Here is a 20,365-nt window from a genome sequence, read left to right as displayed (position 1 = left end):
CGCACCACCCCCGTTCAGACCTCGCGCCCCAGCCACCCCGCCAGCCGGTCGTACGCGTCCGCCCCCGCCGGCACGGGCCGCACCGCCTCGAACGGCACCCCCTCACCCCGCCGTCCCGCCGGAAGGAACCGCTCCGCCCAGCCCAGCATGAGCTCCGCGAGCTCCTGGTCCAGCGGGAGCGGATGGCCCAGGGCCCGGGAGAGGTCCCAGGTGTGGGTGACGGTCTCCAGCACCATCCCCGACGTCAGATAGACCGCGCCCGGGAACTCTCCCCACTCCACCTTCACCGTCCGCGCCAGCTTCGCGTCGTCCGCCCATGCCGCGACCAGCCGCGCGCGGGCCTCCTCGTAGGCGGCGGACCAGCCGTCGTCCGCCACGCCCTCCGGCGGCCCGCTCCACTCGACCGTGCCCGTCTCGCCCAGCTCCGCGCCGTCGTGCGCACCCGCCACGAGGTGGCCGAGCAGGGCGCGGACGTCGAACTCGGTACAGGGGGTCGGGTCGCCGAGCCGGTCCGCGGGCACGACCGCGACGAGTCCGGCCAGCTGGGCGACGGCGCGGTCGAGGAGCGGGCGGGGGTCGGCGGTGACGCCGGTCGTGACGTCGGTCGTGGCGCTCATGGGGATCTCCAGATGAGGGTGCGGGACGGAAGGGGAGCGGGAACCGTCTCCGGCTCCCGGCGTGTGCCGAGCGTCCCGCCCTAACCTGACAACGGCCGTCAGGTTTTCCCGAGTCCTTCCCGGGCGCTTCCCGGGTGCGTCCCGGGCCATCCTTGGCGGGTGAAATCCGACCGCCTGCTGTCGATACTGCTGCTCCTCCAGACCCGGGGCCGGGTCACCGCGACCGAGCTCGCCGAGCGCCTCGACGTCTCCGTACGCACCATCTACCGCGACATCGAATCCCTCTCCACGGCCGGCGTGCCGGTCTACGCCGAGCGGGGCCGGCACGGCGGCCTCGCGCTGCTCCCCGGCTTCCGCACGGACGTCACCGGCCTGACGGCCGACGAGGCGCGGGCCCTGTTCGTCCTCGCCTCGCGGAGCGCGCACGCCGACCTGGGGCTCGACGGGGCCCTCGGCTCCGCCCTGCGCAAGGTCATGGCCGCGCTGCCCGCACCGCACCGCCCGGCCGCCGAGGCCACCAGCCGGCGCATCCTCGTCGACCCCGTCCGCTGGCTTACCGGCCCGCCCGCCGAGGTCCGGCTGGACGAGCTGAACGCCGCCGTCTTCGCCGACCGGCGGCTGCGGCTGCGCTACCGCCACGGTGGCGAGAGCGAGCCGAAGACCTACACCGTCGATCCGTACGGGCTCGTGGCCAAGGCCGGTGTCTGGTACCTGGTCGCCGACCGGCGCGCACGGCCGCAGCTCTTCCGCGCCGACCGGGTGGCCGCCGTGAAGGTCACCGAGGAGCCCGTACGCCACCGGGCGGGCGTGGAGCTGGCGGACGCGTGGGAGGTACTGCGGCGGCAGGTCGAGCGGCGCCCAGCGGAGTTCCGGGTGACGGTGGCGGTGCGGCGGGCCCGGCTCGGCATGTTCCTCCGCCTCCTCGGCCACCAGGTCGCCGGACCGCCCTCGGACGGTGATCCGGCCACGGTCGAACTCCTCCTGCAGGAGGGCCGGGCGGCGCGGCAGCTGCTGTCCTTCGGCCCGGATGTGGAGGTTCTCCGGCCGGAGTCCGTGCGGGAGGACCTCGCGGGGGTGGCGAGGCGGACGGCGGAGCTGTACGGCGGGGGTGGGGGTCGGGCGTGAACGGTGGGGGCCGCTGCGCGGGGCTTCTTCCCCACCCCGCCCCTTCCCGACCCGGGGCTCCTCCCCGGACCCCGGTCCTCAAACTCCCCCGGCTACCTCCCCCAGCTACCGCTGGGGGTGCCCCCAGGAGGTGCCCCCAGACGGGCTGAATCGTTGCCCGGAACCGGGCGAGAAGGCCCCCGGGCAGAGGGGAGGCCGCCTTGATACGGGGGAAAGTCGCCCTCGGGCAGGGGCGAGATCAAGCCCGGCCGGGGGCACCCCCAGCGGTAGCCGGGGGAGTTCGAGGCCACCGCGCGGTAGCGCGGAACGGGGCCCGGGGACCTCCCCGCCACGCGGCGGAGCCGCACATCGGATGCAGCGGGAAGGGGCGGGGCCGGGGAAAGGCGGCCGCGAGGGCACGGCCGCGGACACCGCCCCCGTTCCCCCGCAGACCGGGAACACCCGCTACACCCCCGCCCCCCAGCTCGTAGAATCGTGCGCACCATGGCCTACCTCGACCACGCCGCCACCACCCCGATGCTTCCGGAGGCGGTGCAGGCGATGACCGCCCAGCTCGCCCTCACCGGAAACGCCTCGTCGCTGCACGCCGCGGGCCGGCGTGCCCGCCGCACCGTCGAGGAGTCGCGCGAATCGCTCGCGGCGGCGCTCGGCGCCCGGCCCAGCGAAGTGGTGTTCACCTCGGGTGGCACCGAAGCCGACAACCTCGCCGTCAAGGGCCTGTTCTGGGCCCGCCGGGACGCCGATCCGGCCCGTACGCGCGTCCTCGCCTCCCCCGTGGAGCACCACGCCGTCCTCGACGCCGTGCACTGGCTCGGCGAGCACGAGGGGGCGACCGTCGAGTACCTCCCGGTCGACTCCTACGGCCGGGTGCACGCGGACGCCCTGCGGGAGGCGATCGCCCGCAACCCCGACGACGTCGCCCTCGTCACGGTGATGTGGGCGAACAACGAGATCGGCACGATCATGCCGGTCCGCGAACTGGCCGGGGTCGCCGCGGAGTTCGGCATACCCGTGCACGCCGACGCGGTGCAGGCGTTCGGCCAGCTCGACCTCGACTTCGCGGCCTCGGGCCTCGCCGCCATGACCGTCAGCGGCCACAAGGTCGGCGGCCCCTACGGCATCGGGGCCCTGCTGCTGGGCCGCCAGTACACGCCCGTACCCGTGCAGCACGGCGGCGGGCAGGAGCGGCACGTGCGCTCCGGGACGCTCGACGTGCCGGCCGTCGCCGCGTTCGCGGTGGCGGGCGCCCTCGCCGCCGAGCGCCGGGAGGAGCACGCCCGGGAGGTCGGCGCCCTGCGCGACGAGCTGATCGAGACGGTCCTCGCGGCCGTCCCGGACGCCGTCCTCGGCGGCGACCCCGACCCGGCGGGCCGGCTGCCCGCCAACGCCCACTTCTCCTTCCCCGGCTGCGAGGGCGACTCCCTGCTGCTCCTGCTGGACGCCCGGGGCATCGAGTGCTCCACGGGCTCCGCCTGCACGGCGGGCGTCGCCCAGCCCAGCCACGTCGTCCTCGCCACGGGCACGGACCCGGACCTGGCCCGCGGCACCCTGCGCTTCTCCTTCGGGCACACGTCCTCGCGCGCGGACGTAAGGGCGGTGGCCGACGCGATCGGCCCGGTGGTCGAGCGGGCGCGCTCGGCGGGCCTGAGCTAGCTCGGCGGGGGGCGGGCGCGAGCCGGCCCGGCGGGGGAGCGAGCCTGAGCCCGCCCGCGGGGAGCGCGCGACCGCTCGAAATCAAGCCTGGCCGGCGTTTGAGGCCACCGCGCGGAGCGCGGAAAGGGGGCCCGGGGGCTCGCCCCCGGTTCCGGGAAGGGGCGGGTAGGGGACAAGGCCCCGCGCAGCGGCACCCCCACCGGCCGCCCCCACCACCCCCGCCCCCACACCCCGTACCCTGGTATCGCTATGACTGATTCCCTCGGCTTCCCCGGTGCCCCCGACCCCACGGCCCCCCGCAAGGGACTGCGCGTCCTCGCCGCCATGTCCGGCGGCGTCGACTCCGCCGTCGCCGCGGCCCGCGCCGCCGAAGCCGGGCACGACGTGACGGGCGTGCACCTCGCGCTCTCCGCGAACCCGCAGTCCTTCCGCACGGGCGCCCGCGGCTGCTGCACCATCGAGGACTCGCGCGACGCCCGCCGCGCCGCCGACGTGATCGGGATCCCCTTCTACGTCTGGGACCTCGCCGAGCGCTTCCGCGAGGACGTCGTCGACGACTTCGTCGCGGAGTACGAGGCGGGCCGCACCCCCAACCCCTGCCTCCGCTGCAACGAGAAGATCAAGTTCGCGGCGCTGCTGGACAAGGCGCTCGCGCTGGGCTTCGACGCGGTCTGCACGGGGCACTACGCGACGGTGGTCCTCAAGGGCGACGGCAGCCGTGAGCTGCACCGCGCCAGCGACATGGCGAAGGACCAGTCGTACGTCCTCGGCGTGCTGGACGAGAAGCAGCTCGCCCACGCGATGTTCCCCCTGGGTGACACGCTCACCACCAAGGAGGAGATCCGGGCGGAGGCGGAGCGGCGCGGCCTGGCCGTCGCCAAGAAGCCGGACAGCCACGACATCTGCTTCATCGCGGACGGCGACACCCAGGGCTTCCTGGCGTCCCGGCTGGGCAAGGCGGAGGGCGACATCGTCGACGAGTCCGGCGCCAAGGTGGGCACGCACGAGGGCGCGTACGGCTTCACCATCGGCCAGCGCAAGGGCCTGCGCATCGGGCACCCGGCCCCGGACGGCAAGCCGCGCTACGTCCTGGACATCTCCCCGGTGAACAACACCGTGACGGTCGGCCCGGTGGAGGCCCTGGACGTCATCGCGTTGACCGCGATCAAGCCTCGCTGGTGCGGCGTGGCCCCGGCCGGCCCCGGCACGTACACCGCGCAGCTGCGCGCCCACGGCGGCGAGACGGAGGTCTCGGCCGAACTGACCGGCGGCGAGCTCCGGGTGTCCTTCGCCGAGCCGGTCCGCGGCGTGGCCCCCGGCCAGGCCATCGTGCTCTACGACGGCACCCGCGTGGTCGGCTCGGCCACGATCGCGACCACGGAGCGGGCCGCCGCGCGCACGCCGCAGAGCGCCTGAGGCGCGGCCTCCGTATGACGCACCGCACCCGCCGGGCAGGCCGCCCGGCGGGTGCGTCGTCTCTCGGGGCGCGTGGCGCGCGCGGCGCGGTCGTCAGCGGCCGTTGATCGTCCGCGTGACGTTCGTGACCTCGCACTTGCCGCCGCTGGTCGGGCCGCCCGCCTTGGGGACGTACGGGGTCGACACGTCGAGGTTGCTGGTCTTACCCGGGCCGACCCACATGATCGACGGGTTGCGGGTGGACAGGAGCGCGCCGTCCGGGCCGGTGAACTTCACCGTGAGGCGGTAGTCGTAGGTCAGCGTCGAGCTGCTGTTGGTGGCGCTCAGCTTCGCCGTGATGCCGAGGCGGTCGGTGTACGCACAGTCGACGATCTTGATGTCCCGCATGGCGCTGTTGCGGCTGCCGCTGCCGCCGGACGAGCCCAGCGTGGAGGAGCCGCCGGAGGTCGTGGAGTCGCCGCTGGTGCCGGAGGTGGTGCCGCTGGTCGTGCCCGAGCTCGTCGTGCCGCCGGTGGTCGAGCCGCCGAAGGTGCCGCCGGTGCTGTCACCGCTGGTGCCCCCGGACGTGCTGCCGCCGGAGCCGGAGGAAGAGCTGCTGCCGTGGCTGGAACCGCCGCCACAGCTGCCGCCGTGGCTGCCGCGGGCACCGGTGAGAGCGACGACTGCAATGGCGAATACCGCGGCGGCGCGGACATGACGAAGCTTCACGCTGAAGAACTCCCCCGAGAAGTGGCTTGAATTCATGCTCGCTTGACGAGCGCACGTCAGGCTAACAACGGCTTTACAAGCCGCCAAACCAGGCCGCTGTCTGTGACGAACCCGCAACCGAACGGGGCCCTAACCCTGACAGCAGAACACCCAAAACCGGCCAGATGGGGGCGGTGGTGGTGACGGCGTACGGTGACCCGTATGAACATCACCGTCTTCTGCTCCGCCGCCGACCTCGACGACCGCTACACCGTCCCCGCCCGCGAGTTCGCGACGCTCCTCGGCCGGGGCGGGCACACCATGGTCTGGGGCGGATCCGAGTCCGGGCTGATGAAGGTGATGGCCGACGGCGTGCAGGACGGCGGCGGCCGGCTGGTCGGCGTGTCCGTCGAGTTCCTCGCGGCGAAGGCCCGCCGGGGCGCCGACGAGATGGTGATCACCAGGGATCTCGCCGAGCGGAAGGCGCAGTTGCTCGCGCGCGGCGACGCCGTCGTCATCATGGTCGGCGGCACGGGCACGCTGGACGAGGCGACGGAGATCCTGGAGCTGAAGAAGCACGGGATGCACGCCAAGCCCGTGGTCCTGCTGAACACCGCCGGGTTCTACGACGGGCTCAAGCGGCAGTTCCAGCGCATGGAGGCGGAGGGCTTCCTGCCGCTTCCCCTCACCGACCTGGTGTTCTTCGCCGAGGACGGGGTGGGCGCCCTGGCCTACCTGGAGGAGTCGGCCGGAGTGCGGTAGGGCAAGGTGGGGGTATGGCAACACACCTGATCACCGGCGCCGGCTCGGGCATCGGCGAGGCCGTCGCGGACCACCTGCTCGCGCGCGGCGACGAGCTCTACCTCTTCGCGCGCGACGCCGGCCGGGCCAAGGAGCTCGCGGCCCGGTTCCCCGGCGCCCGTACGCTCGTCGCCGACCTCGGCAACCCCGACCGGATCGCCTGGGCCCTGAGCCAGCAGACCCTGCCCGACCACGTCGACTCGCTGCTGCACATCGCGGGCGTGTGCGACCTCGGCCACATCGGCGAGCTGACCACCCGCGCCTGGAACCGCACGCTCGCCGCCAACCTCATCGCCCCCGCCGAGCTCACGCGTCTCTTCCTGCCGCAGCTGCGGGTCGCGCAGGGGCACGTCGTCTTCGTCAACTCCGGCGCAGGCATGCACGCCCACGCCAACTGGGGCGTGTACGCGGCGAGCAAGCACGGCCTGAAGGCCGTCGCGGACTCGCTGCGCGCCGAGGAGCACGCCAATGGCGTCCGTGTCACCAGCGTCTACCCGGGCCGCACGGCCACGCCGATGCAGGCGAAGGTGCACCAGCAGGAGGGCAAGGAGTACGACGCCTCGCGGTGGATCGACCCCGAGTCGGTCGCCAAGACCATCCTGCTCTCGCTCGACCTGCCGCGCGACGCGGAGATCAACGACCTGACGGTCCGCCCCGGCCGCTGAGGCGGGGAGAGGGAGCGGCCCCCGTCTCGTACTCTTCCTGGGTGAGCGAGAAGAGCAACGTGAGCTGGGGCGCGGGGGCCGCCACCGGGATCGGTTCGATGCCCGGCGGTGACGCCCGCGAGGCCGTGAAGACCGTCACGGGGTCGCTGGAGGCCCTGCCGTACCTCCCGGAGCTGCCCGCCCGCGGGCCCGGCGCGGACATGATCGGACGGACCGCCGGGATGCTGGTGGACGTCTTCGCCCGCGTCGAGCCCAGCGGCTGGCGGATCGGCGACCGGCCGGGCCGCGACACCAAGCGGGCCCGCTCCTGGCTGGGCGAGGACCTCGACGCCCTGGAGGAGTTCACCCAGGGGTACGAGGGCGCGCTCAAGGTCTCGGCCGTCGGTCCCTGGACGCTGGCCGCCGCCCTGGAGCTGCGCGGCGGCGAGGCGGCGCTCGGCGACCCCGGGGCCTGCCGGGATCTGACCGCCTCCCTCGCCGAAGGGCTGCGCGAACACCTCGCCGACGTACGGCGCCGGGTGCCCGGCGCCACGGTGGTGCTCCAGCTGGACGAGCCGTCGCTGACCGCCGTGCTGACCGGCCGGGTGCGCACCGCCAGCGGCTACCGCACCTACCGGGCCGTCGACCGCGCCGTCGTCGAGGGCGCCCTGCGCGACCTGGCGGCCGTGGCGCGCGAGGCCACCGGCGCGTCCCCCGTCGTGCATTCGTGCGCCCCCGGTGTGCCCTTCGCGCTGCTGCGCCGCGCCGGAGTCCAGGGCGTCTCCTTCGACTTCTCGCTGTTCACCGAGCGTGAGGAAGAGGCGGTCGGAGAGGCCGTGGAGGCGGGCACCAAACTGTTCGTCGGTGTGGTGCCCGGTGTGGACGGCCCATTGTCAGACCCTGCCGGTAGCGTCATGGGTGTCAGGACGCTGTGGCGCAGGCTGGGGCTGTCGCCGGGGACCCTCGCGGAGTCCGTGGTGATCACCCCCGCGTGCGGGCTCGCGGGCGCTTCGCCCGCGTATGCCCGTACGGCCCTCGCCCACTGCGCCCGGGCGGCGAGATCGCTCGCGGACAACCCTGAGTGACGGCGCTCACGGGCCCGCCCATGGAACAACGGGAGGACGAGACGGTGGCTGGCGGACAGCACGGCGACGAGAAGCTCGCGGCGGAGGCCGCGCTTGCCGGAGCACCCGCGGAGGTGCGGGAGCAGCACGCGCGGCTCGCCGAGCAGATCGAGGAGCACCGCTTCCGGTACTACGTCAAGGACGCCCCGGTCGTCAGCGACACCGAGTTCGACCAGCTGCTGCGCTCCCTGGAGGCGCTGGAGGAGGAGTATCCGCAGCTGCGCACCCCGGACTCGCCCACCCAGAAGGTCGCGGGGGCCTATGAGACGGAGTTCACGGCGGTCGAGCACCGCGAGCGCATGCTCTCCCTCGACAACGCCTTCGACGACGAGGAGCTCACCGCCTGGGCCGAGCGCGTCGCCAAGGATGTCGGCGAGGGCTCCGCGTACCACTTCCTGTGCGAGCTCAAGGTCGACGGCCTCGCCGTCAACCTGACCTACGAGCACGGCCGGCTCACCCGCGCCGCCACCCGGGGCGACGGCCGCACCGGCGAGGACATCACGCCCAACGTCCGGACGATCGCCGAGATCCCGGACCGGCTCCAGGGCGACCGGATCCCGGAGCTCGTCGAGATCCGCGGCGAGGTCTACTTCCCGATGGAGAAGTTCGAGGCGCTCAACGCCTCCCTGGTGGAGGCCGGCAAGCCCCCCTTCGCCAACCCGCGGAACGCGGCGGCCGGTTCGCTCCGCCAGAAGGACCCCAGGGTCACCGCCACCCGCCCGCTGCACATGGTGGTGCACGGCATCGGCGCCCGCGAGGGCTTCGCCATCGAGCGCCAGTCGCAGGCGTACGACCTGCTCCGCGAGTGGGGCCTGCCGACGGCCGCGCACAACCGCGTCGTCGCGTCCCTGGCGGACGTCCGGGAGTTCATCGCCCACTACGGCGACCCCGCCGTCCGGCACTCCATGGAGCACGAGATCGACGGCGTCGTCGTCAAGCTCGACGAGATCCCCCTCCAGGGGCGCCTCGGCTCCACCTCCCGCGCGCCGCGCTGGGCCATCGCCTGGAAGTACGCCCCGGAGGAGGTCAACACCAAGCTGGTCGACATCCGCGTGGGCGTCGGCCGCACCGGCCGCGTCACGCCGTACGCGGTGGTCGAGCCGGTCACGGTCGCCGGCTCCGAGGTCGAGTTCGCCACCCTGCACAACCAGGAGGTCGTCAAGGCCAAGGGCGTCTTCATCGGGGACACCGTCGTACTGCGCAAGGCGGGCGACGTCATCCCCGAGATCCTGGGCCCGGTGGCCGACCTGCGGGACGGCACGGAGCGGGAGTTCGTGATGCCCGCGGAGTGCCCCGAGTGCCGCACGCCGCTGCGGCCCATGAAGGAGGGCGACATCGACCTCCGCTGCCCCAACGCCCGCGCCTGCCCCGCCCAGATCCGCGAGCGCCTCTTCTACCTCGCCGGCCGCCAGTGCCTCGACATCGAGAACCTCGGCTACGTGGCCGCCACGGCGCTCACCCAGCCCCTGGAGCCCGCCGAGCCGCCGCTGCGGGACGAGGGCGACCTGTTCGGCATGACCATCGAACAGCTGCTGCCCATCAAGTCCCACGTCGTGGACCCGGACTCCGGCCTGCCCAAGCGCGACCCGAAGACGGGGGAGGAGAAGGTCGTCACCTTCTTCGCCAACCAGAAGGGCGAGCCGAAGAAGAACGCCCTGGCCATGCTGGAGAACATCGGGGCGGCCCGGCAGCGCCCCCTCGCCCGGATCATCAACGGCCTGTCCATCCGCCACGTGGGCCCCGTCTCGGCCGCCGTCCTCGCCCGCGAGTTCCGCTCCGTCGACCGCATCGCGGAGGCGAGCGAGGAGGAGCTGGCCGCCGTCGAGGGCGTCGGCCCGATCGTCGCCGCCGCCGTCAAGGAATGGTTCGCCGAGGACTGGCACCGCGAGATCATCGAGAAGTGGCGCGCCGCCGGCGTCCGGATGGAGGAGGAGGCCGCGGAGGACGCGGGCCCGCGCCCCCTCGCCGGCCTGACGGTCGTCGTCACCGGCACGCTCGCCTCGCACACCCGCGACGGCGCCAAGGAGGCCCTCCAGAGCCAGGGCGCCAAGGTGACCGGCTCGGTGTCCAAGAAGACGGACTTCGTGATCGTCGGCGACAACCCCGGCTCGAAGTTCGACAAGGCGATGGCGCTGAAGGTCCCGGTCCTGGAGGAGGACGGCTTCGCCGTGCTCCTCGCCGAGGGGCCCGAGGCGGCCCGCGAGGCGGCCGTGGCACAGCCGTGAGCCGAGCGGCACGTGGCGGGGGGAGGGGAGCGGGCCCTCCGGAAGCTCCGGTCCGGCGGCTCCCCTCCGGCACCCCCGCCCCCTCCCCGCACCCCCGCGGCCCCCGCACCGGAACAGCGCGCCACGGCCACTCGAACCCAGGTCGCCACCCCGCCGGAGTAATGCCCGCATAGTCAGTGGGCATTACCCCTACAGCGCTTACCAGATGGCTACAAGAGGCCGTATCCCAATCGGGCAACCGCTGCCGATCGCTGCCCGTCGTAGCCTTCTGCGGCCTACTGTTGAGATGTGCGCCTGCCGTGGCGCGGGCACCGCCGGCTGTGAGAGGGACGGGCATGAAACCCACCGACAGCGCCGAACCGGTATCTCGGCTGCGCCGGGTCCCTCCGCCCGCGCTGCCGACCGTCTGCGTCACCGTGGCCGCGGTCGCCCTGGCGGCCGGTATCTGCCGTGTCCTCGGCGCGGGCCACGCCGTGTTCCCCCGGCACACCGTCGGCTGGGCCCTCGCCACCCTCACCGCCCTGATCGTCGCCCACCTCGTCGCCCTCGGGCGGGACCGCTGGTGGGGCGGCACGGGCTCGGGAGCCGCGCTCACCCTCGCCGTCCTGCTGCTCTACGGCTGGCTGCCCGCCGTCCTGATCAGCATGGCCGTGGTGCTGCTCGTCGCCACCGCGCGCCGCCACCGATGGCGGCAGGCGTTACTCCACGGCGCCGTCGACATCCTCGGCATCGGGGCCGCGGGCCTGGCCCTCGCCGCCTGCGGGGTCGTCGCCACCGTCGAGCACCCCTGGCTGCCCGACACCTGGCCGCTCACCGCCATCCCCAAGATCGCCCTGGCCGCGTTCATGTACCTGGCCGTCACCCGGGCCCTGCTCTGGTACTCCATGGCCCCGCGCACCGGCCTCACCAGCATCGCCCGCACCGCGCTCGTCCGGCAGGCCCTGGTCGGCGGCGCCCTGCTCGGCATCGCCCCGCTGATCGCCGTCGTCGCCGACCACGCGCCGCTGCTGCTGCCGCTCTTCGCCGTCCCGCTGATCGCCCTCGACTCCACGCTGTGGATCGCCCGCGCCCGCGCCGAGGAGCAGCTCCGGGACCCGCTCACCGGGCTGCCCAACCGCCAGTGGCTGCTGGAGCGCACCTGGACCGCGCTCGACGAGGCCGAGCGGGCCGGGTCCCGGTCCGCGCTCGTCCTGATAGACCTCGACCGCTTCCGGTCCGTCAACGACACCCTCGGCCACCTCGCCGGGGACCGGCTGCTCCTCCAGATAGCCGAACGCCTCCGCCTCGCCCTGCCGCGCGACGCGGAGGCGGCCCGGCTCGGCGGCGACGAGTTCGCGGTGCTGCTCCCCGTCGCCGACTCCCTCACCAGCGCCCAGCGCGTGGCGCGTTCGCTCGTCGCCGCCCTCGGCTCCCCCCTCGACCTGGACGGGCTCACCCTCGTCCTGGAGGCCAGCGCCGGTGTCGCCGTCTACCCCGACCACGCGCTCGACGCGGAGGGCCTGCTCCGCCGCGCGGACGTGGCGATGTACCAGGCCAAGCGCGACCGCAGCGGCGTCGAGGTCTACGAGGCCCGCCGCGACGGCAACACCCCCGACCGGCTGGGCCTGTTGGGCGACCTGCGCCGCGCGCTCGACGCGGGCGACGTGGAGCTGCACTACCAGCCGAAGGTCGGCTTCGACGGCCATGTGGAGGGCCTGGAGGCGCTGGTCCGCTGGGTGCACCCCGAGCGGGGCCGGGTCTCGCCGGACGAGTTCATCGCGATAGCCGAGTCCTCCGGACTGATGCCGCGGCTGACCGAGTACGTCCTGGAGACGGCGCTCGGCCAGGTCGCGAAGTGGCGGGCGATGGGCCTGGAGGTGCCGGTGGCCGTCAACGTCTCGCCCCGCGACGTTCACACCCCCGGGTTCGCGGGTTCGGTCGCGGCCCGGCTCGCCCGCCACGGGGTCCCGCCGGGGGCGCTCCAGCTGGAGATAACGGAGCACGTCCTCCTGGAGGACCCGCAGCGCGCCGCGGACACGCTCGCCGGGCTGACCGGGCACGGCGTGAAGATGTCCCTGGACGACTTCGGCACGGGCTACTCCTCGCTCGTGCACCTGCGCCGCCTCCCGGTGAGCGAGCTGAAGATCGACCGCTCCTTCGTGGCCCGCCTCGCCATCGACAACGAGGACGCGGAGATCGTCCGCTGCACGCTGGACCTCGCACACTCGCTGGGCCTGCTCGTCGTCGCGGAGGGCGTCGAGGACGACGAGACCTGGGAGCGCCTGCGCGACCTGGGCTGCGACGCCGTCCAGGGCTGGCTGGTCGCCGCCGCGATGCCGCCGGACGAGACGACGGCGTGGCTCCGCCTGCGCGGGGAGAGCGGCTGGCACCGCGAGGCCGACCGCGTCCCGGCGGCGCAGCCGGCGGACCGGCCGGTGCTCCAGCCGTCGGAGGAGGAAGCGGATCAGCCGGTGACGTGACCTTGTCCGGGGCGGGGTGGGTGACGGGTGTCCGGGCGTTCCGGCGGGCTCGCGTTCCGGCGGGCTTTTCCCCAGCCCCGCCCCTTCCCGAAACCGGGGAGGCCCCCGGGCCCCCGGTTCCGCGCTGACGCGCGGTGGCCTCAAACGCCGGCCGGGCTGGATTTTCGCCCGGTCCGGGCTCGCCTTTCCGCCCGTGCCGGGCGACAACTCAGCCCGTCCGGCGTTTGAGGACCGGGGTCCGGGGCGGAGCCCCGGTTCGGGAAGGGGCGGGGCTGGGGAAAGGCCGCCCGCGGGGCGCGCCCGGGAGCCCGCCGCCGGCCGCCGAGGCCCCCGCCGCGCACCCCCATGCCGGACCGGAAGGAAAGCGTTTCGCGGGCACATGCCGCGGCGCCATAGGATTGGGCGCACAACCCGCCCAGAAACCGTCACGAACCCTGAGGATCGCCGCATGCCTGGCATCACGCGCGAGGAGGTCGCCCACCTCGCCCGGCTGGCACGTCTGGAGCTCAAGGACGAAGAGCTCGACCACTTCGCCGGACAGCTCGACGACATCATCGGCGCGGTCGCCCGCGTCTCCGAGGTCGCCGACCAGGACGTACCGCCGACGTCCCACCCGCTGCCGCTGACCAACGTCATGCGCCCGGACGAGATCCGTCCGTCGCTGACCCCGCAGGAGGCGCTCTCCGGCGCCCCGGCCCAGGAGCAGCAGCGTTTCAAGGTGCCGCAGATCCTGGGGGAGGACTGACCATGACTGACCTGATCAAGCTGACCGCGGCCGAGATCGCCGCGAAGATCGCCTCGGGCGAGGTCACCGCCGTCCAGGTGACCGAGGCCCACCTGGCCCGTATCGAGGCCGTCGACGAGAAGGTCAACGCCTTCCTGCACGTCGACCGCGAGGGCGCCCTCGCGCAGGCCCGCGCCGTCGACGAGAAGCGCGCCCGCGGCGAGAAGCTCGGCCCGCTGGCCGGCGTCCCGCTCGCGCTCAAGGACATCTTCACCACCAAGGGGATCCCGACCACCGTCGGTTCCAAGATCCTCGAAGGCTGGATCCCGCCGTACGACGCGACGCTGACCCGCCGGCTCAAGGAAGCCGACGTCGTCATCCTCGGCAAGACCAACATGGACGAGTTCGCCATGGGGTCCTCGACCGAGAACAGCGCCTACGGCCCCACCGGCAACCCCTGGGACCTGACCAAGATCCCCGGCGGTTCCGGAGGCGGCTCCTCCGCCGCCCTGGCGTCGTACGAGGCCCCCCTGGCCATCGGCACGGACACCGGCGGTTCCATCCGCCAGCCCGCCGCCGTCACCGGCACCGTCGGCGTCAAGCCGACCTACGGCGCGGTCTCCCGCTACGGCATGGTCGCCTTCTCGTCCTCCCTCGACCAGGGCGGTCCCTGCGCCCGTACGGTCCTGGACGCGGCCCTGCTGCACGAGGTCATCGCCGGCCACGACCCGCTGGACTCCACCTCCATCGACGCCCCGGTCCCGCCGGTCGTCGAGGCGGCCCGGAACGGCGACGTCAAGGGCATGCGCGTCGGCGTCGTCAAGCAGTTCCGCGGCGAGGGCTACCAGGCCGGTGTCCTCCAGCGCTTCGACGAGTCCGTCGAGCTGCTCAAGGAGCTCGGTGCCGAGGTCGTCGAGGTGGACTGCCCCTCCTTCGACCTCGCCCTGGCCGCGTACTACCTGATCGCGCCGTCCGAGTGCTCCTCCAACCTGGCCCGCTTCGACGCCATGCGCTACGGCCTGCGGGTCGGCGACGACGGCACGAAGTCCGCCGAGGAGGTCACCGCGCTCACCCGCGAGGCCGGCTTCGGCGACGAGGTCAAGCGCCGTGTGATCCTCGGTACGTACGCCCTGAGCTCCGGCTACTACGACGCGTACTACGGCTCCGCGCAGAAGGTCCGCACCCTCATCACGCGGGACTTCGAGAAGGCGTTCGGCGAGGGCGGTGTCGACGTGCTGATCTCGCCGACCACGCCCACCACGGCGTTCCCGATCGGCGAGCGCGCGGACGACCCGATGGCGATGTACCTCGCCGACCTGTGCACCATCCCGACCAACCTGGCCGGCAACGCCGCCATGTCGCTGCCCTGCGGCCTGGCGCCCGAGGACGGCATGCCGGTCGGTCTGCAGATCATCGCGCCCGCCATGGCCGACGACCGGCTCTACCGGGTGGGCGCCGCGGTCGAGGCCGCGTTCAACGCCCGTTGGGGACACGCTCTGCTGGAGGAGGCACCCGCACTGTGAGCGACGCACATGCGGCCGCCGGGTCGCAGATCACCCTGATTGCCGCACCTCTGCGCCGCGTGGGCGGAGATGGGGGCACCTCCCAGGCCGTTCAGGCTCTGGGGGAGAACGAGGAGGCAGAGTGAGCAAGCTGGAGAAGGCCAAGGGCTTCAAGAAGTCCAAGCCCGGTACCTACCTGTCCATCGGCACCACGCTGTTCGGCGCGGTGAGTGTCATCAAGCAGGCGAAGAAGGCCCGCGGCGAGAGCGACACGCTCCAGCTCGTGGACGCCGTCGTCTCCGCCGCCGCCATCGCCACCGGTGTCGCCCTGCTCGTGCGTGAGCTGCGCCGGATGAGCAGCGACGACGTCCTCGCGGACTGAAGGGTTATTTTCCGTGACCGTCACTGAACTGGTGTCGTACGAGGACGCGCTGGCTTCCTACGACCCCGTCATGGGCCTTGAGGTCCATGTCGAGCTCGGCACCAAGACCAAGATGTTCTGCGGGTGCTCCACGGAGCTGGGCGCCGAGCCCAACTCGCAGACCTGCCCCACCTGCCTCGGCCTGCCCGGCTCGCTGCCGGTCGTCAACGCGGTCGGCGTCGAGTCGGCCGTGAAGATCGGTCTCGCGCTGCACTGCGAGATCGCCGAGTGGTGTCGCTTCGCCCGGAAGAACTACTTCTATCCGGACATGCCGAAGAACTTCCAGACCTCCCAGTACGACGAGCCCATCGCCTTCAACGGCTACCTCGACGTGCAGCTGGAGGACGGCGAGGTCTTCCGCGTGGAGATCGAGCGCGCCCACATGGAGGAGGACACCGGCAAGTCCACCCACGTGGGTGGCGCGACCGGCCGCATCCACGGCGCCTCGCACTCCCTGCTGGACTACAACCGCGCGGGCATCCCGCTCATCGAGATCGTCACCAAGCCGATCGAGGGCGCGGGCGAGCGGGCCCCCGAGGTCGCCAAGGCGTACGTCGCCGAGCTGCGCGAGCTCATCAAGGCGCTCGGCGTCTCCGAGGCCCGCATGGAGCAGGGCCAGATGCGCTGCGACGTGAACCTCTCCCTGCGCCCGAACGGGACCAAGGAGTTCGGTACCCGCTCGGAGACGAAGAACGTCAACTCCCTGCGCTCCGTCGAGCGCGCGGCGCGCTTCGAGATCCAGCGGCACGCGGCGGTGCTGTCCTCCGGCGGCACGATCGTGCAGGAGACCCGGCACTTCCACGAGGAGGACGGGTCGACCACGGCGGGTCGCATCAAGGACAACGCCGAGGACTACCGCTACTTCCCCGAGCCGGACCTGGTGCCGGTCGCTCCCGCCCGGGAGTGGGTGGAGGAGCTCCGCAAGGAGCTGCCCGAGCTGCCGCGCGTGCGCCGCAACCGGCTCCGCGAGGAGTGGGGCGTCTCCGAGCACGACATGCAGTCGATCCTCAACGCCGGTGCCGTCGACCTGATCGTCGCCACGATCGACGCGGGTGCCGACGCGGCCTCCGCCCGTAAGTGGTGGATGGGCGAGCTGGCCCGCCGGGCCAACGAGGCCGGTACGGACCTCGCGGCGCTGGAGATCACCCCGGAGCAGGTCGCGCGGGTGTGCGCCCTGGTCGCCGAGGGTTCGCTCAACGACAAGCTGGCCCGCCAGGTCATCGAGGGCGTGCTCGCGGGCGAGGGCGACCCGGACGCGGTCGTCGCCGGGCGCGGTCTCGCGGTCGTCTCCGACGAGGGCGCGCTGGGCACGGCCGTCGACGAGGCCATCGCGGCCAACGCCGGCATCGCCGACAAGATCCGCTCCGGCAAGGTCGCGGCGGCGGGCGCGCTCGTCGGCGCGGTCATGAAGGCCACCCGCGGCCAGGCCGACGCGGCGCGGGTGCGCGAGCTGATCCTGGAGAAGCTGGGCGTCGAGGGCTGATCCGTCCTCCGGGCCGCCCGGTGCACGAGGGCCGTCCCTTCCTCTGGAAGGGGCGGCCCTCGGCGTTCACACTGTCGTATAACCGAAATCAGCTGCGATCAGCCATAGTTGGCCGGAATTGAACGGTGTGTCCCACGCGCGTCGAACCGGTCCGGCATGATCGCGAGGTGCGGGCCCACAATGTGTCCGCGATCGATGCCTGGGGGTAGTTATGCGACGGTGGAGCAGAGCGCTGACGGCGCTCGTGCTGGCGGGCGCGGGGATCACCGCCACGACGGTTTCGGCCACCGCGGCCGAGCGGGACCAGGCGGCCACGGCGCGCTGCGACGTGGGCTGGGGAAGCCTCACCAAGGTCAGCAGGGACACGTCGTACAAGCCGCTGACGGACATCAGGGCCGGGCAGCACGAGTGCTACGACCGTCTGGTCTTCGACGTGCCGACCGCGGACGGCCGCCCGGTCGGGTACCGCGTGGCCTACGTCGACAAGCTGTTCCAGGACGGCTCGGGCGAGCCGGTCCCGGTCGGCGGCGGCGCGATCCTGGAGGTCAGGGTGGCCGCGCCGAGCTACGACCCGCTCTCGGGCAAGCAGACCTACCCCGGCCGCGTCGGCCAGCCGCTCCGCGGCGTGGACGTCTCCGGCTACCGCACGTTCCGCGACACGCGCTATGCGAGCAGCTTCGAGGGCGACACGCAGATCGGGCTGGGGGTCCGGGCGCGGTTGCCGTTCCGGGTGTTCCAGTGGGGGGACCGGGTGGTGGTGGATGTGGCGCACGGGTGGAACACGGTGCGGTAGGGGGTGACGGGGGCTGTCCGGGCGGGGCGGTGCCGCTGCGCGGGGCCTTTCCCCAGCCCCGCCCCTTCCCGAAGCATCCGATGTGCGGCTCCGCCGCGTGGCGGGGCTCCGCCCCGGGCCCCGGTCCTCAAGCTCCCCCAGCTACCTCCCCCAGCTACCGCTGGGGGTGCCCCCAGGAGGTGCCCCCGGACGGGCTGAACTCGCCCGGTTCCGGGCAACAACTCAGCCCGTCCGGCGTTTGAGGACATTCGGGAAGGGGCGGGTAGGGGAAAGGCCCCGCGCAGCGGCACCCCACCGCGCGCCCCCACCCCGCACCCTCACCCCCGCCCACCCGACCGCGAACCCCGCCGTTCACCCCCGCTCCCACCCCACGCCTTCCCTCCGTCACCCCACCGAACTACCGTCCCCGCCGGTAGCCCACGCCGCCCCGGACCCCCCGGGCCGGGACCGTCGGCCGCCGAAGGGGAGGCACACGTGTCGTACGGAGACGGAAACCCGCGGCCCGGCACGGAAACCGGCACGGAAACCGGCACGGACACCGCCACAAGCGGCGGCACCCGCACCCACATCTCCCGCACCCACATCTCCCGCAGACGCGCCCTCGCGCTCGGCGCCGGCGCCGCCGGCCTCGCCGCCGCGGGCTCGCTGCTGCCGCCCTCCCTCCGCGAGGCGATCGCGGCCCGGCCCGCCGCCCCGGGCCGGGGGAGCGGCCTCGCCGACATCCGGCACGTCGTCGTCCTGATGCAGGAGAACCGTTCCTTCGATCACTACTTCGGCACCCTCCGCGGCGTACGCGGCTACGCCGACCGCAACGCCGTCCGGCTGCCCGACGGCGCGAGCGTCTTCGAGCAGCCCGGCCCGGCCGGCCGCGTCCTGCCCTTTTCGGTCCGGGAGGCCGCCGCCGCGCAGCGCAAGGACCTCCAGTACATCGGCGCCCTCGACCACAGCTGGAACGGTGGCTTCAAGGCCTGGCGCGACGGCTGGACGGACGGCTGGGTCGGCGCCAAGTCCGCCGCGACCATGGCCCACTACGACCGCGCCGACATCCCGCTGCACCACGAGCTCGCGGACACCTTCACCATCTGCGACGCGTACCACTCCTCGATCCACTCCTCCACCAGCCCCAACCGCAACCACCTGGTCAGCGGCTGGACCGGCTTCGAGCCGGGCGGCGCCCGCGCCGTCGGCAACGACGCCTACGCGGAGGACACCCACCCCGGCTACTCCTGGACCACCTACGCCGAGCGCCTCCAGAAGGCGGGCGTCGGCTGGCAGGTCTACCAGGAGTGGGACAACTTCACCGACAACAACCTGGAGTTCTTCGCGAGCTTCAAGGCCGTCGCGCGCAAGGCCCTCGCCAAGGTCGGCGGCGTGCGCACCATGACCGCGTTCTACGAGAAGGCGGCCGCCGCGGACGAGGCCGGTCGCAAGCGGCTGCTGGCCCTGCTCGACGAGGGCGTGAACGCCCTGGACCCCGCCGACCGCACCCTCTTCCGGCGCGCCCTGCACCGCGGCGAGCCCGGCTCCCTGGCCACCGCCTTCGCCGCCGACGTGGCCGCCGGGACGCTGCCGCGGGTCTCCTACCTCGTCCCCTCCGCCGCCGACTCCGAGCACCCCGGCTCGTCCTCGCCCGTCGCCAGCGCCTCGATCGTCTACAAGGTGCTCGACGCGCTCGGCCGTAACCCGGAGGTCTGGCGCCGCACGGCGCTCTTCCTCACCTACGACGAGAACGACGGCTTCTTCGACCACGTGCCGCCGCCGGTGCCCCCGGCCGGTACCCCCGGGGAGTTCTGGCAGGGCCGCCCCGTCGGCCTCGGCGTCCGGGTGCCCATGCTCGTCGTCTCCCCCTGGTCGCTCGGCGGCTACGCCTGCTCCGAGGTCTTCGACCACACCTCGGTCGTCCGCTTCCTGGAGCGCTGGACAGGGGTCCGGGAGCCCAATATCAGCGCCTGGCGGCGCACCGTCTGCGGCGACCTGACCGGCGCCTTCGACTTCACCCGCGGCCGCCCGCTGCCCTCCGTGACGGCCCCCGGCCCCGTACCGCCCTTCACCGGGCGCTGGAGCCCGAAACCGCCCGCCGAGCAGCGCGTGCCCCGCCAGGAGCCCGGCACCCGCCCGGCGCGTGCGCTGCCGTACCAGCCCGACGCGGACGGCGCGCAGTCCGCCGACGGCTCCGTCTTCGCCCTGGAGCTGCGGAACACCGGCACCTCCAGCGCGCACTTCGCCCTGTACCCGTACGCCGGCGAGTACGCGGCGCCCCTCCACCGCGACGTCCGGGGCACCGCCTCCGTGTCCGTACCGCTGAAGAAGGGCGCGTACCGCTTCACGGTGACCGGGCCGAACGGCTTCCGGCGCGAGTACGAGGGCACGGCGCGCGGCGCGGCCGCCCGGCTGCGCCTGGCCACCCGCCTCGACGCGGCCCGGCGCGAGCTCCACCTCACCCTCACCCACCAGGGTGTCGAGGGCGACAAGCCCCTCACGCTCACCCTGGGCGCCGACGGCTACGGCGGTGGCGCGCCCCGCACGGTGACGCTCGCGCCGGGCTCGACGCGCACCCTGCCGCACCCCGCGGGCCCGGCGGGCGGCTGGTACGACCTCGTTCTCACGGCGGCGGAAGACCCCTCGTTCAAGCGACGCCTGATGGGACACATCGAGAACGGGGAGGAATCCGTCACCGGCTGACACGTCCGC

At 73.4% G+C, this 20,365-nt stretch carries 16 protein-coding genes; 14 read left to right on the top strand and 2 right to left on the bottom strand.

The window, feature by feature from the left end; translation table 11 throughout:
* Nucleotides 1-14 precede the first annotated feature (14 nt).
* The gene (locus LUZ64_RS21810; protein ID WP_095584648.1) at nt 15-617 is read right to left on the bottom strand and encodes a TIGR03086 family metal-binding protein; all 603 of its coding nucleotides are present in this window, start codon (nt 615-617) and stop codon (nt 15-17) included.
* 159 nt (nt 618-776) lie between these two features.
* On the opposite strand from LUZ64_RS21810, the gene LUZ64_RS21805 reads away from it, so the two are divergent.
* The 3 genes from LUZ64_RS21805 to mnmA all read left to right on the top strand — a co-directional run bounded on the left by LUZ64_RS21805 (nt 777) and on the right by mnmA (nt 4,811).
* A complete protein-coding gene (locus tag LUZ64_RS21805; RefSeq protein ID WP_232389960.1) occupies nt 777-1,742 on the top strand; it encodes a helix-turn-helix transcriptional regulator in 966 nt (321 codons plus the stop codon).
* Nucleotides 1,743-2,225: 483 nt separating this feature from the next.
* A complete protein-coding gene (locus LUZ64_RS21800; protein WP_095579876.1) occupies nt 2,226-3,395 on the top strand; it encodes a cysteine desulfurase family protein in 1,170 nt (389 codons plus the stop codon).
* A gap of 249 nt (nt 3,396-3,644) precedes the next feature.
* Nucleotides 3,645-4,811, top strand: coding sequence for a tRNA 2-thiouridine(34) synthase MnmA (gene mnmA / locus LUZ64_RS21795; RefSeq protein WP_232389961.1), 1,167 nt, complete (start codon nt 3,645-3,647; stop codon nt 4,809-4,811).
* Between the two features lie 93 nt (nt 4,812-4,904).
* On the opposite strand, the gene LUZ64_RS21790 is transcribed toward mnmA, so the two are convergent.
* On the bottom strand, nt 4,905-5,519 hold the full coding sequence (locus tag LUZ64_RS21790; protein ID WP_095580946.1) for a hypothetical protein: 615 nt from the start codon (nt 5,517-5,519) through the stop codon (nt 4,905-4,907).
* Between the two features lie 201 nt (nt 5,520-5,720).
* Here LUZ64_RS21790 and LUZ64_RS21785 point away from each other — a divergent pair, with 201 nt between their 5' ends.
* From LUZ64_RS21785 to LUZ64_RS21735, 11 genes are all read left to right on the top strand, one after another.
* A complete protein-coding gene (locus LUZ64_RS21785) occupies nt 5,721-6,260 on the top strand; it encodes an LOG family protein (protein ID WP_095580947.1) in 540 nt (179 codons plus the stop codon).
* 14 nt (nt 6,261-6,274) lie between these two features.
* The gene (locus tag LUZ64_RS21780; protein WP_095580948.1) at nt 6,275-6,964 is read left to right on the top strand and encodes an SDR family oxidoreductase; all 690 of its coding nucleotides are present in this window, start codon (nt 6,275-6,277) and stop codon (nt 6,962-6,964) included.
* Nucleotides 6,965-7,005: 41 nt separating this feature from the next.
* The gene (locus LUZ64_RS21775) at nt 7,006-8,028 is read left to right on the top strand and encodes a methionine synthase (RefSeq protein ID WP_095580949.1); all 1,023 of its coding nucleotides are present in this window, start codon (nt 7,006-7,008) and stop codon (nt 8,026-8,028) included.
* A 20-nt stretch (nt 8,029-8,048) separates the two neighbouring features.
* A complete protein-coding gene (ligA, locus tag LUZ64_RS21770; protein WP_095580953.1) occupies nt 8,049-10,292 on the top strand; it encodes an NAD-dependent DNA ligase LigA in 2,244 nt (747 codons plus the stop codon).
* 335 nt (nt 10,293-10,627) lie between these two features.
* Nucleotides 10,628-12,751 (top strand): putative bifunctional diguanylate cyclase/phosphodiesterase, encoded by a 2,124-nt coding sequence (locus LUZ64_RS21765; protein WP_095580950.1) that lies wholly within the window; start codon nt 10,628-10,630, stop codon nt 12,749-12,751.
* Between the two features lie 448 nt (nt 12,752-13,199).
* Complete coding sequence (gene gatC / locus LUZ64_RS21760; protein ID WP_087926138.1) at nt 13,200-13,496, top strand: Asp-tRNA(Asn)/Glu-tRNA(Gln) amidotransferase subunit GatC; 297 nt, start codon at nt 13,200-13,202, stop codon at nt 13,494-13,496.
* A 2-nt stretch (nt 13,497-13,498) separates the two neighbouring features.
* On the top strand, nt 13,499-14,998 hold the full coding sequence (gene gatA, locus LUZ64_RS21755) for an Asp-tRNA(Asn)/Glu-tRNA(Gln) amidotransferase subunit GatA (RefSeq protein ID WP_095580951.1): 1,500 nt from the start codon (nt 13,499-13,501) through the stop codon (nt 14,996-14,998).
* A gap of 121 nt (nt 14,999-15,119) precedes the next feature.
* On the top strand, nt 15,120-15,359 hold the full coding sequence (locus tag LUZ64_RS21750; protein ID WP_087926136.1) for a hypothetical protein: 240 nt from the start codon (nt 15,120-15,122) through the stop codon (nt 15,357-15,359).
* A gap of 13 nt (nt 15,360-15,372) precedes the next feature.
* Nucleotides 15,373-16,881: an Asp-tRNA(Asn)/Glu-tRNA(Gln) amidotransferase subunit GatB gene (gene gatB, locus LUZ64_RS21745; RefSeq protein WP_095580952.1), complete on the top strand. Its 1,509-nt coding sequence runs from the start codon at nt 15,373-15,375 to the stop codon at nt 16,879-16,881.
* Between the two features lie 211 nt (nt 16,882-17,092).
* Nucleotides 17,093-17,674, top strand: coding sequence for an AMIN-like domain-containing (lipo)protein (locus LUZ64_RS21740; RefSeq protein ID WP_211304989.1), 582 nt, complete (start codon nt 17,093-17,095; stop codon nt 17,672-17,674).
* 582 nt (nt 17,675-18,256) lie between these two features.
* On the top strand, nt 18,257-20,356 hold the full coding sequence (locus LUZ64_RS21735) for a phosphocholine-specific phospholipase C (RefSeq protein ID WP_095583628.1): 2,100 nt from the start codon (nt 18,257-18,259) through the stop codon (nt 20,354-20,356).
* Nucleotides 20,357-20,365 lie beyond the last annotated feature (9 nt).

It is taken from the genome of Streptomyces albireticuli (assembly GCF_021228125.1).
Taxonomy (GTDB): Bacteria; Actinomycetota; Actinomycetes; order Streptomycetales; family Streptomycetaceae; genus Streptomyces; species Streptomyces albireticuli.
This window is presented reverse-complemented; position numbering and strand designations above follow the sequence as displayed.